Origin of the sequence: Bacillus sp. 166amftsu, assembly GCF_900107445.1 — a bacterium.
Classification (GTDB): domain Bacteria; phylum Bacillota; class Bacilli; order Bacillales; family Bacillaceae_G; genus Bacillus_A; species Bacillus_A arachidis.
This window is the reverse complement of sequence record NZ_FNQA01000003.1, coordinates 243,278-260,525: the sequence shown is the minus strand read 5'-3', so window position 1 is coordinate 260,525 and position 17,248 is coordinate 243,278. Positions and strand designations below refer to the sequence as shown.

At 35.2% G+C, this 17,248-nt stretch carries 15 protein-coding genes, 1 pseudogene and 1 other annotated feature; of the genes and pseudogenes, 15 read left to right on the top strand and 1 reads right to left on the bottom strand.

Features of this window, described 5'->3' with window-relative positions; genetic code table 11:
• Positions 1–77: 77 nt before the first annotated feature.
• The 6 genes from BLV40_RS12740 to BLV40_RS12715 all read left to right on the top strand — a co-directional run bounded on the left by BLV40_RS12740 (position 78) and on the right by BLV40_RS12715 (position 5,728).
• Positions 78–899 carry a peptidoglycan-N-acetylglucosamine deacetylase gene (locus tag BLV40_RS12740; protein ID WP_090690581.1) on the top strand — a complete coding sequence of 274 codons (822 nt, stop codon included), beginning with the start codon at positions 78–80 and terminating at the stop codon, positions 897–899.
• A gap of 14 nt (positions 900–913) precedes the next feature.
• Positions 914–1,573, top strand: coding sequence for a YkyA family protein (locus BLV40_RS12735; protein WP_090690579.1), 660 nt, complete (start codon positions 914–916; stop codon positions 1,571–1,573).
• 384 nt (positions 1,574–1,957) lie between these two features.
• On the top strand, positions 1,958–2,152 hold the full coding sequence (locus tag BLV40_RS12730) for a hypothetical protein (protein WP_026592311.1): 195 nt from the start codon (positions 1,958–1,960) through the stop codon (positions 2,150–2,152).
• A gap of 344 nt (positions 2,153–2,496) precedes the next feature.
• Positions 2,497–3,222, top strand: a complete 726-nt coding sequence (locus tag BLV40_RS12725) for an ABC transporter ATP-binding protein (RefSeq protein WP_090690577.1) — start codon at positions 2,497–2,499, stop codon at positions 3,220–3,222.
• Positions 3,215–4,870 (top strand): putative ABC transporter permease subunit, encoded by a 1,656-nt coding sequence (locus BLV40_RS12720; protein WP_090690574.1) that lies wholly within the window; start codon positions 3,215–3,217, stop codon positions 4,868–4,870. The genes BLV40_RS12725 and BLV40_RS12720 overlap by 8 nt, the downstream gene beginning before the upstream one ends.
• 99 nt (positions 4,871–4,969) lie before the next feature.
• A complete protein-coding gene (locus tag BLV40_RS12715; RefSeq protein ID WP_090690571.1) occupies positions 4,970–5,728 on the top strand; it encodes an SDR family oxidoreductase in 759 nt (252 codons plus the stop codon).
• Positions 5,729–6,242: 514 nt separating this feature from the next.
• On the opposite strand, the gene proC is transcribed toward BLV40_RS12715, so the two are convergent.
• The gene (gene proC, locus BLV40_RS12710; RefSeq protein ID WP_026592315.1) at positions 6,243–7,061 is read right to left on the bottom strand and encodes a pyrroline-5-carboxylate reductase; all 819 of its coding nucleotides are present in this window, start codon (positions 7,059–7,061) and stop codon (positions 6,243–6,245) included.
• Between the two features lie 518 nt (positions 7,062–7,579).
• Positions 7,580–7,791: a binding site (T-box leader), on the top strand.
• A gap of 169 nt (positions 7,792–7,960) precedes the next feature.
• Between proC and proB the strand changes: the two genes are divergently transcribed.
• The 9 genes and pseudogenes from proB (at position 7,961) to BLV40_RS12665 (ending at position 17,120) form a co-directional block, all read left to right on the top strand.
• Positions 7,961–9,064 (top strand): glutamate 5-kinase, encoded by a 1,104-nt coding sequence (gene proB / locus BLV40_RS12705; protein ID WP_026592316.1) that lies wholly within the window; start codon positions 7,961–7,963, stop codon positions 9,062–9,064.
• A 197-nt stretch (positions 9,065–9,261) separates the two neighbouring features.
• The gene (locus BLV40_RS12700; protein ID WP_090690568.1) at positions 9,262–10,509 is read left to right on the top strand and encodes a glutamate-5-semialdehyde dehydrogenase; all 1,248 of its coding nucleotides are present in this window, start codon (positions 9,262–9,264) and stop codon (positions 10,507–10,509) included.
• Between the two features lies 1 nt (position 10,510).
• A pseudogene (locus tag BLV40_RS12695) lies at positions 10,511–10,603 on the top strand (DUF4180 domain-containing protein); the annotation flags it as partial.
• A gap of 670 nt (positions 10,604–11,273) precedes the next feature.
• On the top strand, positions 11,274–11,456 hold the full coding sequence (locus tag BLV40_RS12690; protein ID WP_090690565.1) for a YolD-like family protein: 183 nt from the start codon (positions 11,274–11,276) through the stop codon (positions 11,454–11,456).
• A 627-nt stretch (positions 11,457–12,083) separates the two neighbouring features.
• Positions 12,084–13,514, top strand: a complete 1,431-nt coding sequence (locus tag BLV40_RS12685) for an alanine/glycine:cation symporter family protein (RefSeq protein ID WP_090690563.1) — start codon at positions 12,084–12,086, stop codon at positions 13,512–13,514.
• Positions 13,414–13,638 carry a hypothetical protein gene (locus BLV40_RS12680; RefSeq protein WP_244525399.1) on the top strand — a complete coding sequence of 75 codons (225 nt, stop codon included), beginning with the start codon at positions 13,414–13,416 and terminating at the stop codon, positions 13,636–13,638. The genes BLV40_RS12685 and BLV40_RS12680 overlap by 101 nt, the downstream gene beginning before the upstream one ends.
• Complete coding sequence (locus BLV40_RS12675; protein WP_090690558.1) at positions 13,639–14,619, top strand: glutaminase; 981 nt, start codon at positions 13,639–13,641, stop codon at positions 14,617–14,619.
• A 238-nt stretch (positions 14,620–14,857) separates the two neighbouring features.
• A complete protein-coding gene (locus BLV40_RS12670; protein ID WP_090690556.1) occupies positions 14,858–16,174 on the top strand; it encodes a sensor histidine kinase in 1,317 nt (438 codons plus the stop codon).
• 4 nt (positions 16,175–16,178) lie between these two features.
• Complete coding sequence (locus BLV40_RS12665) at positions 16,179–17,120, top strand: response regulator (RefSeq protein WP_090690554.1); 942 nt, start codon at positions 16,179–16,181, stop codon at positions 17,118–17,120.
• Positions 17,121–17,248 lie beyond the last annotated feature (128 nt).

Genomic DNA, 17,248 nt, shown 5'->3' with positions numbered 1-17,248 from the left:
TTATAAAAGCAACTATATCAATAATAAATTTTAATTTTTATATATAAAGATTTTAAATAACGAGGGGGTTTAATAGAATGAGAAATGTCATTAAGATAAAGCGTATTGTAATTGTAATGTTAGCGATTGTCGTCATTGCAGCAGGATATTTTATGTTTCAATCCATGACTTCACCTGCAAAAACAGTAGCGAAGCAAGAAAACACAATTCAGTTAGCAAGTGAACAACCAAAAGTTGAAATGAAGAAAGTAGCACCAAGTCGTTTTGATGGTAAGGAGAGAAAAGTTGCTTATTTAACGTTTGATGATGGGCCAGGGAAATACACGGCTGAGCTGTTAAATATATTGAAGCAATATGATGCGAAAGCAACATTTTTCTTAATTGGTGCGAATGTACAACAGTTTCCAGATTTAGTGAAAAGAGAAAAAGAAGAAGGTCATTATGTAGGAATGCATAGCTTGACACATAACTTTAAAAAGTTATATACAGGTGGCCAGTATGTAAATGAAATGAAAGAGGATCAAAGATTAATAGCAAATATTCTTGGAGAATCACCAAAATTAACACGTCCGCCCTATGGTTCAATGCCAGGATTAAATGAATCACTTCGGAATAAAGCAGTAGAAGCAAATCTTAAAGTATGGGATTGGACAATTGACTCTTTAGACTGGAGATATAATAAAATGCCAGTTGATGCTGCTGCAGAAAAGATTGTTCAAAATGTACTTGCGGGTGCAACGGAGCCACAAGAAGTGATTTTAATGCATGATATTCATCCACAATCTGTTGCTGCTGTGCCAGCTATTATAAAAGGACTAAGAGAAAAAGGCTATGAACTTGAAGCCTATCGTGAAGAAAATCACTTCCCATTGAATTTCTGGCATGATAACCGTCTGTAATGGAGGTATTAACGGTGATCTATAAAAAAATAGTAGTAGTTGCAGTACTATCAGGAGGACTATCAGCATGTGTATTATATGGTGATTTTGGTGAAAAGCCAGAAGAAAATGTATATACTGCATTTGAAAACGCAGCAAAACAAGAAAAATCATTATTTGATGATGCGAAAAAATTAGAGGGTTTGGAAATAGAAGAGGAAGAGTTGTATGCTCAGATTATAAGAGAAGGAAAAGAGCATGACAAAGTAGCGGCAAAAAAAATAGATCAGGCTGTTGCAAATGTGGATGAGCGTGAAAAAGTGCTGAAGAATGAACAAGAGGTGCTTGCAAAAGCCTCTAAAGAAATGAAGTCTGTTCCAAGTTATGTAGATAAAATTGAAGATAAGAAATTACAAAAAAAAGTGGAAGAAGTAGAAGAAGCATATAAAAATCGTTACGAAACTTTTCAGAACATGAATGAGAAATATGTGGAATTATTAACGATTGAAAAAGAGCTTTATGAAAGGTTAAAAGTAAAAGAAACGAAGTTAAAAGAAATTGGTGAAAAAGTTAAAACAGTAAACAAGCTAAATGAAGAAATACAAAAACAAAAAGAAGTGTTTAATCGTTATACAAAAAAATATAATGAGGAAAAAGTTGCATTTTATAAAGAAGCAAAGATGAAAGTAAAATAAGTAGCTAATATCGAATTACTGAAGAAATCGTCTCATAGTCAGATAAAAAGTCATGTACATAACGACTTATTGTTATGTACATGACTTTTGTTTTTCTCTGTAAAATAATGGTTTACAACGAACACCAACAAGTTTTGCTAAATTCTCTTGAGTTATATGTAAATGGGGACGATATTCTTTTATTTTAGCTGTGAATACCATGGTGTATTTTCCATTGTATTCATGAGTGTATTGTACAAATAAAGAATCTAACGTAAGAACAAGTAGGTAAATGTAAAAAAAGAGTGAGAAATATATTAAAGTTCAGAAAAATGATAATATTTACAAGTTATAGACAGTAAAAATATCGTAAAATGGTTGCAAGAGGAAGGGAGGGAGAAACGTATGATTAAGTGGATGCTAATTATGTTAATGATAGTTGCAGTAATAGTTGTTGGAACGATAGTGGTTGGAAAAAATGGGGATGAAAATTATGGTAAATCAACGAAAGGAAATATTACGAGACTTACAATGATTTACCTTTTGTTAGCAGTTGTTTTAATTGTTGGTCTAGGTTTATATATATATTTTAATGGATAAAGAATATGAAACACTGATATAAAACTTTCCTTTTAGGTGGAGAGAACATCTGTGGTCAGTGTTTCTTATACTCTTATCCCCTTATGCTATGTGCGCCCAAATGGAAGAAACGAGTGGGGATTCTTTTTTTATTTTCATAGCCGTAGTTTACATATTGAAAAATCAAAGTGAATATGTATATTTACTATAGAAATAATAGTGAACTGTTTTTTCTGAATACACCGATAAATTATAAAGGTATTTCATGGAGGTTTATGTGATTCTGAAAAATACAAAATCTTAAAATGTAAGTATGCTATAATAGAGATATAGTTTATTGGTAAATGAGGAAAGGGTTGGATAAAATGATTGAAATTGTAAATGTATCAAAAAGTTACAATGGTTCTTCCTATGCTGTGAAAGATTTAAGTTTAACAGTACCGAGTGGAGAAATTTTTGGATTTTTAGGGCCGAATGGTGCTGGAAAATCAACAACAATTAAGATGGTAACAGGTATTCATGCAATAGATAAAGGAACAATTTTGGTCAACGGAAAAGATGTGACAAAAGAGCCTATGGAGGCAAAGCGAACATTTGGCTATGTTCCGGATAGTCCAGATATGTTTCTGCGATTAAAAGGGATAGAATATTTAAACTTTATGGCTGATATGTATGAGGTGCCAAATGCAATTAGGCAGGAAAAAATACAATTTTTAGCAGAGAGATTCGATCTTTATAATGCTTTGTCAGATCAAATTCAAAGTTATTCACACGGAATGAGACAGAAGATTATTATTATTGGTGTACTTCTGCATGATCCGGATGTATGGATTTTAGATGAGCCAATGACAGGGCTTGATCCAAAATCAGCGTTTATTTTAAAACAGATGATGAGGGAGCATGCAGATAAAGGGAAAACAGTGTTTTTCTCAACACACGTGCTAGAAGTAGCCGAGAAATTATGTGATCGAGTAGCGATTATTAATAAGGGGAATTTGCAGTTCCAAGGTAATTTAAATGAAATGAGAGATCATTTTAAATCCAATGAATCACTTGAGAAAATGTTCTTGGAGATGACTGGAAATGAATAAAATTTGGACATTAACAAAAGTATTATTGAAATTAAATTATGCAGATGTCATAACGGATAAAAAGAAACGGTTGGCGTATGCATTTTCATTTTTAGCATTATTATTCGCTGGCTTTATATTTATCGGCCCACTTACATATGGGATGTATGTAGGAATGAAATCAATCGGACAAGAAACATCGATAATTGGAATGGGATTAGCTGTTGCGAGCATATGGGTATTTGTAATTAGTATTACGAACATTTTAACGGTATTTTATTATAATAATGATGTTGAAACTTTACTACCTTTACCACTACAACCATCACAAATCATTACGGCTAAATTTATTACTGTATTAATTACACAATATATAATGGGATCTTTCATTTTATTTCCAATCTTTATTGTATATGGTTTGCAAAGTAGTGCGCTTATTACATATTACTTATATGCACTATTAATTTACATATTTTTCCCTATTATTCCGTTAGTACTCGCATCACTCTTAATGACGGTTATTATGCGTTATACAAATATAGCTAAGAATAAAGATCGTAGCAATATGTTCATTGGGCTGTTAACTCTATTATTTATTGTAGGCATTAACGTGTTTATGCAATGGAGAAACAGAAGTGCAGTATCAGGAGATGCACTTGCAAATTACTTTGCTGATCATCAATCTTCCTTACTGGTTCAGATGACAAATTATTTTCCAACTACATACTTTGGTGCAATGGGGTTAATAGAGAATGCTTCTTGGAAAGGGATTATATACGTTGTGATTTTTGCAGCGATTTCTTTAGCATTTTTCGGATTGTTTTTCTATGTTGCACAGCGTACGTATTTAAAAGGAGTTATCGGACTTTCGACCAGTACCGCAAAAAAAGAGGCCATCTCGGCAGAAAACTTAAAAAAATCAACTGTACAAAGCTCACACATAAAAGCTTATGTTAAAAAAGAGTTTAAAATTTTATTCCGTACACCACAATTTTTTATAAATTGTATTGTGCAAACTTTTGTTATGCCAATTATGCTATTCTTTATAATTTTCGTACAGGAGGGGAGCTTAAAATGGTTAACTAAGTTTATAGAAGAACCAACATGGTCTGGGCTAGCTCTTGGCATAGGTTTCTGTGCAGGTTTATTCTTAATGGGAAGTAATGTTATTGCAACAACATCTTTTTCTAGGGATGGGAGTTCGTGGTTTGTCAATCGTTATTTACCAGTAAAGGCATCAGATATATTTTTTGCAAAAGTTTTTACAGCATGGCTTATAAATGTAATAATTTTAGCTGTGTTTGGTCTTATCATGACAATTGTTGCCGGTGTTTCACCACTCTTTATGTTGTTATGGTTTTTACTAAGTGCAAATGGTCTTTGGTTAACGAATTTAATCGGTACACGTTGGGACGCTCAAACGGCGGATATACATTGGGATTCAGAGCAGAAGTTATTTAAAAGCAGGTATACAACTCTATGGAATTTCCTTGCAAATATCGCGATGGATCTAGTAATCGTAGGTGGAGTTGTTGGATTATACTACTTCTTTGGAATCGGTATATGGGGCATGTTTAGTATTCTATTGATTGCGTTTATTATTATAAATGTAATAGTAACACGTAGTTTACAGTTAAGAGCAGAACGTATTCTAGCAAATATTAAATAAAAAAATGATAAATCCTCTGTATTCATACAGGGGATTTATTTGTCAGAAATGCTATTTATGTTTTGAAATTATGAGAAGGCAAAATAGGGGGAGAAACAAGTGACGAAAATAGCAATTGTTACAGGAGCGACACGTTTAAATGGAATTGGAGCAGCGATTTGCACAGCACTTGCGCAAAAAGGTATCGATATATTTTTCACGTACTGGCCTAGGTATGATAAGGCAATGCCATGGAGCATGAATGATGAAGAACCATTTTTATTGAAAAGAGAAGTTGAAAATTATGGCGTTCGATGTGAAATGGCTGAGGTGAACTTAGCGCAGTCTTATGCCCCTAACCGTTTATTATATATGGTGTCAGAACGATCAGGAGAGCCGTCTATTTTGATTAACAATGCTGCATATTCTACGGATACAAATGTTGAAGAGTTAGATGTAGAACAATTAGATAGACATTATACAGTAAATGTACGCGCTACGATGCTATTAAGTTCATTATTTATTAAAAATTATACGCTTGAAACGAGTGGAAATATTGTCAATCTTACATCTGGACAATCGCTAGGGCCCATGCCGAATGAGCTTGCTTATATAGCAACGAAAGGAGCGATTGAAGCTTTTACTACCTCAGTAGCACCAGTTGCGATGAAAAAGGGGATTACTGTGAATGCTGTTGATCCAGGACCGACCAATACAGGGTGGATGACTGAAGAAGTGCAAGCATATTTAGTAAACAAATTTCCGGCAGGTAGAATAGGGGAGCCAGTAGATGTAGCACGTTTAATAGCATTTTTAGTAAGTGAAGAAGCAAAATGGGTGACAGGACAAGTAATTCATTCGAATGGTGGGTTTTATTAATAAGGGAAGGTAGGTCGTTTTGGAATGTAGTTACTTTTATTGTATGTATCCGAAATATATATTCGAAAGTTATGGCTGATCAATATATCGAGGATTAATTTAAAAATAAAAACGATACTAAGAGATTTAGTGTCGTTTTTTTTTAATATCGTTTATAAGTAGGTGCCAAGTGTTCTTATCTATTTGTAAATACCCATGAGATAATCGCCTTACATGCTACATATAGTAACTCATTTTTTTATGAAGGTAATTATGAGGGATCTTATGCGGAAAATAAGGGGGTTTTTGTAAGACTAGAGGCACCAAACAGGACGTAAAAATAGGAGTACATAAAATTATCTTGAAATAATTAAAGGGCAAAATGGACAAACTCAAGTAGGTATGAATTTGTCCATTTTAATCGCTATTGATAATGAGACATTATGTAAACCAAATGTAAATATGGTTTACAACTATTTATAGATATGTGTACTTGGCTAACTATATCTTAATCGGTTTCCTTTAAACTTAGTTTTTACTCTTTGGTTGGACTGGATAATTCAACAGATTTTTGAGTGCAACGTTTCATAGCTGAGATGATGGCCGTTCTTAAGCCTTTTTCCTCTAATGTTGCTACAGCTTCTATTGTCGTTCCACCTGGAGAACAAACCATATCTTTCAATGTGCCTGGATGTATTCCTGTCTCCAGTACCATTTTTGCAGAACCTAATACAGCTTGTGCTGCAAATTTATATGCTTGAGCTCTTGGCATACCATCTAGTACAGCAGCATCCGCCATGGCTTCTATAAACATATACACATATGCTGGAGAAGAGCCACTTACAGATGTTACAACATCCATTAATTTTTCATTTACTATCTCTGTTTGACCAAAACTATTAAATATATCTAGTATATCTTCTAAATCTTTTTCTGTAACCATTTCATTAGAACATAACGCAGACATGCCTTCTCCAACAAGGGCTGGTGTATTAGGCATTACTCTAACAACCTTTAACTTTCTGCCGAAAGCATCCTCAGTACTCTTAATACTTTTTCCTGCAGCAATAGTTACGATTATTACATCGTTTTTTATCTGCTCTTTTATTTGGTTAATTACTGATGAGTATAGGTCTGGTTTGATTGATAAAATTAAAATATCAGCATTGTTAGCTACTTCATTGTTGTCAGTAGTTGTAGTTATGCCATATTTATCACTAGTATTTTTTAAATTAATGACATTTAAATCTGAACAAATTATTTTATCTGAAGAAACTATATTTTTGTTAATCATGCCACCTATCATAGCGATACCCATGTTTCCGCATCCGATGAATCCTATTTGTTTGTTCATAATAACTCGCTCTTGCTCCTTTTATTATAAATTTTATTGGTTTAAAAATATTATTCCGAAAAAATAATGATATTCTGTGTAGAAGAAATAAACCGTATAAACTATATCGAGATTAGTATAAAAACACATTTTAAGAGAGTACACTATTTTTTGCAATACAAAAATATATAGAAATCACTCTTATTCTGCACTAAACAAGTACATTTTCTATAACTTAAATTTTTTGTTATAAACTACTCCAAAACATTTTAAATCATTTTGGAGAATAGGGACGTATCGCTATCTATATGTTTAGACACGAATTACTCCTTTTGGTGTACGCTAAGAGATGTATGTTTAGAAAACTTTATGTTTATGAACAAGAGATAAAGTATAGTTATATCAACATTTTCTAGATATTGTGATGTTAATACAGTATGTACATAATTCAATGCTTAAAACTTGTTGCCTTCTTAATTTTCTAAAATATCTCTTGACACAAAAATACATTATATCGCATAATGTATAAAAAATTAAATTGAAAATCGTTGAAGGGAACTAGTACATATGTCTTCTTACGCAAGAGAGTGGAATTCACTGGCTGAAAGATTCCTCGTATAGAAAGTATCGAACCTATCCCTGAGTCTTAAACGAAAGTTTAGGCGTACGCCTGCGTTACAGGCGCCAAGCGGATATATATTTTATATCAATGAAGGTGGTACCGCGGAACAATGACCGTTTCGTCCTTTTTTTAAGGGCGGAACGGTCATTTTTATTTTGCTCTTTATTGCTAGATAGGCATCATTGGTGAAGGATTCTTTGCTGAAAATTGCATGTTATAGAAGCATATTTTGTTTTCATTTGAAAAAAAGAGACGCAATTTACAAAAAAACTTTGATTTTAGACTAGGGGGTACAAAAGTGAAAAAACAACGAATTGTCGTAAAAATCGGAAGCAGTTCCTTGGCAGCTAATCATGGAGGTATCTCTAAAGAACAGCTTTCAGATCACGTTGCTGCCTTGGCGCGACTGAAGCAGGAAGGACATGAAATCTTGCTGGTTACATCTGGTGCCGTCGCTGCAGGTTTTTCCGCTCTCGGGTATCCCGGCCGACCTGTGACAATTAAAGGGAAACAGGCTGCCGCGGCTGTAGGGCAAAGTCTGTTAATGCAGGCGTATACGGAGGAATTCTGCAAATATGGGATCGTTACCTCGCAACTTTTGCTGACGAGAAGCGATTTTTCCAGAAAAGAACAATACAGCAATGCCTACGCCACTTTAGTGGAGTTACTAAATCGCTCCGCTCTTCCTATAATCAATGAAAACGATTCTATTTCTTTGGAGGAGCTAACGTTTGGTGATAATGACATGTTGTCAGCTTTAGTAAGTGGACTGGTTTCGGCGGATATGCTCATGATTTTTACGGATGTGAACGGTTTGTATGACCAGAACCCCCAGAAACATCCGGACGCAAAAAAATATTACTTTCTCCCTGAAGTTACGGAAGAAATCGCCACTCTTGCTGGAGATGCTGGCTCAAAACTTGGAACGGGCGGCATGAAATCGAAAATCGATGCAGCAAAGACGGCACTATCTCTCGGAGCGAGTGTATTCATCGGAACAGGACGTGGACGGGAGAAGTTTTTAGATGTTTTGAAGGGGAAAGGAGATGGAACGTATATCGGTAACGCTACTCCAAAAGTAATCAAGGTGAACAAGCAATGGATCGCATTACATTCGCTTGTCAGCGGACAAATCGAAGTGGATGCCGGAGCAGCCGCTGCCATCATTCAGCATGGAAAAAGTCTTCTTCCTGCCGGTGTTACCAGTGTGTCAGGGTTCTTTCAAGCAGGCGAGGTCGTGGAGGTCATCACAGAGCAGGGACGCGTGATAGGAAAAGGACAGTGTAGATATAGTTCAGAGGAATTGCGGGATCTAAAAGGTATGCAGAGCCATGACATTCAAGCGCGAGGCGAAAGGCATAGCTATGAAGTTATTCATAGAGATAATTGGGTTTCACTTTAAGATCCCGAGAGGGATCTTAAAGTGAAGAACACAAGGTTCTCCGTCTTAAAAGGCGTTGTTTGTCTTTACTCGCTCTAAACTTCCGATTGATTCAACTAATATCTATGCAGAAGAGTCTTGGATGGTAGTGACAAGTTGGAGTAGTTAAACACGCCTCAAATTTTATACTTTTTAATTTTAAAAAGGAGGAAACGAAAATGAATGAAGTGTTGACAAAGGGACAAAAAGCAAAAGAGATTGCTGGAGAGCTTGTGACCAAATCGACTGATCAAAAAAATAAAGCACTGGCGGCTATCGCTGAGCAATTGATAGAAGAGACATCCTACATTTTGGAGGAGAACAAACGAGATATCGAACAAGGCAAAGCGAAAGGAATGTCTGCCTCTCTCCTCGATCGTCTTATGCTGAACGAACAGCGCATCATTGATATGACAGCGGGAATCAGACAGCTGATTGATTTGCGCGATCCTGTCGGAGAATGTGTAGCTACATGGGAACGGCCGAATGGATTGTCTATTCGGGAGATGCGCGTGCCACTCGGTGTTGTGGGGATGATTTACGAGGCGCGGCCGAACGTGACGGTGGATGCGGCTACAATTTGCTTGAAAACAGGCAACGCAGTGATCTTGAGAGGTAGTTCTTCCGCCACTTATTCCAATAAAGCCATCGTTGCTGTCATTCACCGGGCGCTCAAACAAACGAGCTTGCCTCCAGAGAGTGTACAGCTCATTGAAGACACGTCACGAGATAGCGCAAAACAGTTATTTACATTGAACGAGTACTTGGATGTTCTTATTCCAAGAGGTGGCAAGCAGTTGATAGATACTGTAGTGAGAGAAGCATCTGTTCCTGTATTGGAAACAGGTGCGGGAAATTGTCACATTTTCATTGATGAAACAGCGAATAAACAGATGGCATTCGATATTATCGTAAACGCCAAAACACAGCGTCCGTCTGTATGCAATGCTATTGAAACAATTATACTTCATGAGAATTGGGCGCAGCGATTTGGTACCGAGCTGTTTGCTTTCTTGAAGGAAAGAGGAGTGGAGCTACGTGGGGATAAGAAAGTGTTAGAAATTGATTCTTCTCTTGTACCCGCTTCAGAAGAAGACTGGGAAACAGAATTTTTGTCTCTCACGCTGGCAGTCAAAATGGTTTCCTCTGTTGAAGAAGCGATTACCCATATCAATACTTATGGATCCATGCATTCCGAAGCGATCATTACAGAGAACGAGGAAAACGTCAGCAAGTTTTTCACGTCCGTCGATGCCGCGGCGCTCTATCATAATGCCTCGACCCGCTTTACTGACGGCTTTGAATTTGGCTTCGGCGCGGAAATCGGCATCAGCACGCAAAAGCTGCATGTTAGGGGACCGATGGGTCTGTCTGCATTGACTTCCACAAAATATGTGATTCGTGGGAATGGACAGATTCGGAGGTAAGAAGTATTTCATCTATGAATGTAACAAGGGAAACGATTTCTTTTTCTTACCAACCGAGCAACAGGCAATTGAAAAATTAAGTGCGTTGAAGTAGAAGATGGAAAGGTTATACTAAGCTCCGTAGATGCAGAGTAAAGTAAGTAGTATTCTAGGCTAATCATTTAATAAAAATAATAGTCTTCTCTATTTATTTATATTTACATTTTTTGTAATGCTTTATTATGTATATATTGATTTAAGTGGATTTTCCAAGGGATAATAACACAATAAATTATCCTAATTTCTTAATTAACATAATTTCCAAAAATGTAATCTTAGAATGTTAATATTTGTTATATAATGAACTTGTCAAACCATTATCTCAATAGTTTTCCTGCTATGTCTGTTAAGATAGTTTGCTGTAGCCATATTAAAATTATCTCAAAAAGAACTTGTAGATTCCTACGAGTTCTTTTTGTTTTTCTATTTTGATCACACTCCTTTTTTAGAGTCATAGTATCAGTATGTCCAAGATTTAGAAATTACATGTAACTATCTTAAAGTTTTTGCGTCTGTATGAATTTTTAAATATTTAAAAAATTATTTTATAAGAAACTGTACTTTTTAGTGAGTTTCTGTACTTTTGATTATAAATTAAAGATACGTTTCTGTTAGTTTAGATTTGAAAGCGCTTCAAATGGTGGTTTTTGAAATTTTTACTTAGCCTAGATTCTTTTACTTACAGGCCATTTATATAGACTATTAGTGGAAAAGGGGGTAAATCCATGTTATTAAGAAAATTAGCAAAAAATCACTTAATCACTATCGATTACTATCAGAGTGGATTTTTACAAACATGTAAGGGACAAGTTTGTAACCTTGATTTGCACCAACAAACACTTATTTTAATAAATGAACAGCAAAAGGTCTTCTCTATATGTTTATATGATATTAAGGAAATCTATTAATGATTTTCTTTATCCATAGAGGAAAATAGAAATGAAGATTCCTGAGATACTGTAAAATTGGCAATATATTTTTTATGTAAACAAAGTATTTAAATGAAGGTTCTGTAGCAAACATTTGAAGACAAGTGAAGGGCAGTAGATCTACTGATATCATGCGCTGATTTAGAGGGGAATACCAGGGCAGTCGAGTGCTTTTCAAAGAAGCGTTAATTATAAATTAAAGACTATATACTGGAACAAATACGAAAGTGTTTATAATCGTTTTAGTTTTCTGATAATTTTGTTTATATTTCTGTGCAAATAATAAAAAGAGACAAAAAGGATCTATATAAATCCAATTTAAAAACCTGGCATATGAAACAAGCATGATGGTGCAGCCACATTTCTGGATAAAAACTATTTTTTGCGGGAGGAGCTAGAGCATCCACATGTAAAAGCATTAGGTCTTTCAAGATGTCAGCTATGCAGTTATATATTATGAATATTCGTATAAACGAGGAAATACCATTTTTATAGAAAACTTTTGTCTTTGCTGCATGTGAATATGAAACGAGGTTATTGATGTCAGAAAATAAAGGTGATTTTACATAGATTAGGGGATATGGAATTTTGATATGAGGTGATGATATGGAACAATTGTTGGTGGATTTAGTCGGATCAACGAATGATTTTTTATGGTCTAAATTGTTAATTATTATGCTTGTTGTTTGTGGAATTTATTTCACATTTAAATCGAAATTTGTACAGTTTCGGATGCTAAAGGAAATGATCCGTGTGTTAATGGAAGGGAAGAATGGTTCTAAAGACCAAATTTCACCGTTTCAGGCGTTCTGTATTGGTATGGCTGCTCGCGTTGGAACAGGAAATATCACAGGAATTGCGATTGCGATTGCACTAGGCGGTCCTGGAGCGGTATTTTGGATGTGGGTTATTTCTATTATTAGCTCAGCATCTAGCTTTGTTGAAAGTACATTAGCACAAATATATAAAGTAAAAGATAAAGCCGGTTTCCGCGGCGGTCCATCTTATTATATGGAAAAAGGATTAAACAAACGTTGGATGGGAATAATATTCTCTATTTTAATTACGATTACTTTCGGTTTTGTATTTAATTCTGTCCAATCAAATACTGTTACAATTGCTTTTGAGAACGCATTTGGTACAGATCGTTTAACTTTAGGAATTATTATGGCAATTGCTTTCGCTGGGATTATCTTTGGCGGTGTGCAGCGTATTGCAAAAATGGCTGAATACAAAGTAATGTTTCTAGCAGTGTTATACATTGGTATTGCATTATTTGTTATCATTACAAATATCACAAAAATGCCGGAAGTTCTTTCTCTTATTGTTCAAAACGCATTTGGCTTTAAACAAATAGCAGGCGGTTCAATCGGAGCAGCGCTCATGCATGGGGTTAAACGTGGTTTATTCTCGAATGAAGCTGGTATGGGAAGTGCGCCAAACGTTGCCGCAACTGCAACAACAAGTCATCCGGTGAAACAAGGACTTATTCAAGCACTTGGCGTATTAACGGATACACTGATTGTTTGTACAAGCACAGCATTTATTATTTTACTTTCTGATGCATACAAACAACCAGAGTTAAATGGTATTGCACTTACACAAGCAGCATTAAGTGAACATGTCGGCTCTTGGGCATCAGGGTGTCTTGCTATCTTTATTTTCCTATTTGGATTCGGTGCGTTAATTGGTAACTATTATTACGGAGAAACAAATATTCGATTCTTAAAAAATAGTAAAGTATGGTTGATGGTATACCGAATCGGCGTGTTAGCGATGATTGTATTCGGTTCTGTTGCAAAGATCCAACTTGTATGGGATTTAGCGGATTTATTTATGGGCTTTATGGTTATTATAAATTTAATTGCTATTATTTTACTTTCAAAAGTGGCCTTTGCTGCGTTACAGGATTACATGAAACAGAAAAAAGCTGGTAATGATCCTATTTTTTATAAAGATAGCATTAAAGGGCTTGAAAACATTGAATGTTGGGAGCATTATCAGGACACTTCAACTTCAAAAAAGAAAAGTATGTAACAAAAAAGATATTCGGACTGTAATATGTCTGAATATCTTTCTTGGTTCTTATGCAAATAGTATTGATTATAATAAGGAAAAAATTATTCTATATAAAGTTAATGAGACGGAGGAATATGGTTAAATGATAAAGGAGTATAGCGTTCAGGTTGAGAGTCAAGAAAAAGCTTACTTAGATCAATGGGTAACTCATTATCGATCCTATGCTACTAAAGGACAAAGCGCCAGTTATATTCCAGCTTTGGGAAAGGTAAATTTATCGCAATTAGGTATTTGTATAGTAGAGCCAGATGGAACAATGATAAAGTCAGGGGATTGGGAGGTACCTTTCACCCTGCAAAGTATATCAAAAGTAATCGCCTTTATAGCTGCTTGTTTAAGTCGCGGTATTTCTTATGTATTAGAGCGGGTTGATGTAGAGCCAACTGGAGATGCCTTCAATTCGATTATTCGTTTAGAAATGCATAAACCAGGAAAGCCTTTTAATCCTATGATTAATGCTGGAGCGATTACGGTAGCCTCGCTTCTGTCAGGAACATCTGCGCAAGAAAAATTAGAATCTCTATACGCATTAATCGAAAAAATGATAGGGAAGCGTCCCGCCATTAATGAAAAAGTGTTTCAATCAGAATGGCAAACAGCCCATCGAAATAGAGCTTTAGCATACTATTTAAAGGAGAATGGTTTTTTAGAATCAGATGTGGAGGAGGCACTAGAGGTTTACTTGAAACAATGTTCGATAGAAATAAATACAGAGGATATTGCTTTAATAGGGCTTATACTTGCACATGATGGATATCATCCTATACGTAAAGAACAAGTCATCCCTAAAGAGGTTGCTAGATTAACAAAAGCTTTAATGCTTACTTGTGGAATGTACAATGCTTCTGGCAAATTTGCTGCTTTCATCGGGCTACCAGCTAAAAGTGGGGTGTCCGGAGGGATTATGGCACTCGTCCCCTCAAGGGCCAGGAGGGAACTACCGTTTCAAGATGGATGTGGCATTGGTATTTATGGACCAGCTATTGATGACTATGGGAATAGTTTACCAGGGGTTATGTTATTGGAACATATTGCACAAGAATGGGATTTAGGTATATTCTAAAAAGTATCATGGATGTTTTGATGTCAGAGCGAATACAAAAATGTTCAGACCGTATAATGTGTCTGAACATTTTTGTGTTACATAGCATCTTCCTGTTTTAAAGTAGAAGAATATCAAGAGCACTCGCAATGTGCAATACTTTCGTTTATATCTTATTAATAGTTTTTTTTGAAAAATAGAGTAAGTGTTGTATTAATGGTAATAGATTTGTATACTGACTGTTAGGCGAAAGTGAGAAGTGATTATTTTGAATCTTAGTAATTTAGTAAAAAAAGACATCTATATTCTGGTTTTGATGGTATTTACAGTACCCTTAGTAGGTGAAATAAAGTCTTTTCCCCTAAATGAGACATTTCGAATGAGCTTTGGTGCACCAACATTTTTCTTTTTTTTGTTATTATTTCGGCGAATGCCAGCATTTTTTCCGGGTTTTTTAACAGCAATAGTGGTTGTAGCATTTCGGATCTTGATGGACGTCATCACAAAGGGGAATATGGAGTGGATAGATTCTTTTCATATCCAGTATCCTAGTTTTTTCTTTTACTTTATTTATTCTTGTCTCTTTTACTTAGCGAAAGTAGAACGCTTTCATCATCAACCATTGATGATTGGATTTATTGGCTGCATTATTGAAATATTATCAGACTGTGTGGAATTAATGATTCAATATTTCGTATTAAAAACAACTATCACGCCAGAGGCAATAAATGAGATAATCGTTATCGCATTTTCCCACAGTTTTATAGTTTTAAGCTTTTTCAATATGATGAAACTGTATGAAGCGCAGTCAAGGGAGAGACACATAAAAAAACAAAATGAACACATGCTTATGCTAATCTCCAATTTATATGAAGATGCTGTTCATTTAAAAAAAACGTTGCAAGATGCTGAAAATATAACGAAGAAATCCTATGATTTGTACAAAAATTTAGATTCTTTAGATAACGAGAGAGTAGGCTTTCAGATTGAGGATTTACGGCAGCAGGCATTGAAAATTGCTGGTGAAGTCCATGACGTTAAAAAGGATAACCAACGCATTTTTGCAGGACTTTCAAAGCTGATTTCTGATGAAAGTTTTACAGATTATATGTCCGTATATGAACTGGTAAACATCATTGTACGAGCAAACGAGAAATACGCCCGGTTACTAAAGAAAGACATCCGATTTGTGTATAAGATTGACGGTGTGCATCCTCACTATCATGTTTACGTAATTTTATCAATTATAAACAATGTCGTTGCAAACGCTGTAGAAGCTATTCAAGATATGGGAACCATCACAATTGACATTAATAAAGACCACCATTTCGTTGAATTTCGAATAGGGGATAATGGTCCCGGTATTTCTTCAAAGTATAAAGATTCAATTTTTGAACCTGGGTTTACTTCTAAATATGATGATGCAGGTAACCCATCAACAGGTATTGGATTATCGTATGTCAAAGAAATGGTCGAACAACTTGAAGGTGTTGTTACATTTGAGGACAGAACCGAAGAAAAAGGATCGATTTTTAAAATTAGATTAGGGATTGATCATATAGTTGCGAAAGGGTGATTCTATGTATTTTTATATAGTAGATGATGAGAAAGCGGTTCGCTCAATGTTGGCTCAAATTATCGAGGATGCGGATCTTGGGGAGGTTGTAGGAGAAGCTGAGGATGGCTCATTGTTAGATCAACAAACGCTAATCTTGAAAAATATAGACATTTTATTTATCGATTTGTTAATGCCGATTCAAGATGGAATAAAAACAATTCGTCAAATAAAACCGTTGTTTAAAGGGAAAATTATCATGGTTTCTCAAGTAGAGTCAAAAGAATTGATTGCTGAAGCATATTCGCTTGGTGTTGAGTACTATATTATTAAACCGATTAACCGGATTGAAGTATTAACAGTCGTTCAGAAAGTCATTGAACGAATCCGATTGGAAAAATCGATAAAAAATATTCAAGAATCGCTCAATATGGTACTTAAATTGGATAGTGATCAAAGTACACAGGAAAAATACCGTAATGAAAAGCATATAAGTACTTCAAATCATTTTCGAAACTCCATACATTTTCTTCTATCCGAATTAGGGATAGCTAGTGAAAGCGGAAGTAAAGATTTAATGGATATACTGGATTATTTATATAAATATGAACAAGATAAAACGTTGGAACAAGGGTTTCCCTCTCTAAAAGAGGTTTTTTTGAATTTAGCTCAAAAAAGACTTGGAGAATTAGCTGAAGAGGCCGAATTAAAAAGGTCGATTGAAGCCTCCAAACAACGGATCCGGAGGGCAATTTACCAATCACTAAACCACTTAGCATCCCTTGGACTTGCTGATTTTTTAAACCCGAAGTTCGAAAATTACGCTTCTAGGTTTTTTGATTTTACAACTGTAAGGAGAAAGATGACAGAGTTGAATAATGAGCAAACATTACCTACTCGTATCGATACGAAAAAGTTTATTCAGGTTCTGTATTTTGAAGCAAAACGGATACATTTGGAACTGTAATGACGAACTCTTGCTAATTCTTAAACTCGAATGCTGGATTTATCATTGTTTTTTATCGTTTTCTGACATTCATCTCTCTCCTCAAAAATGTGCATCAATTTTAGGTGGGAGATAAATATCGCGGTAAG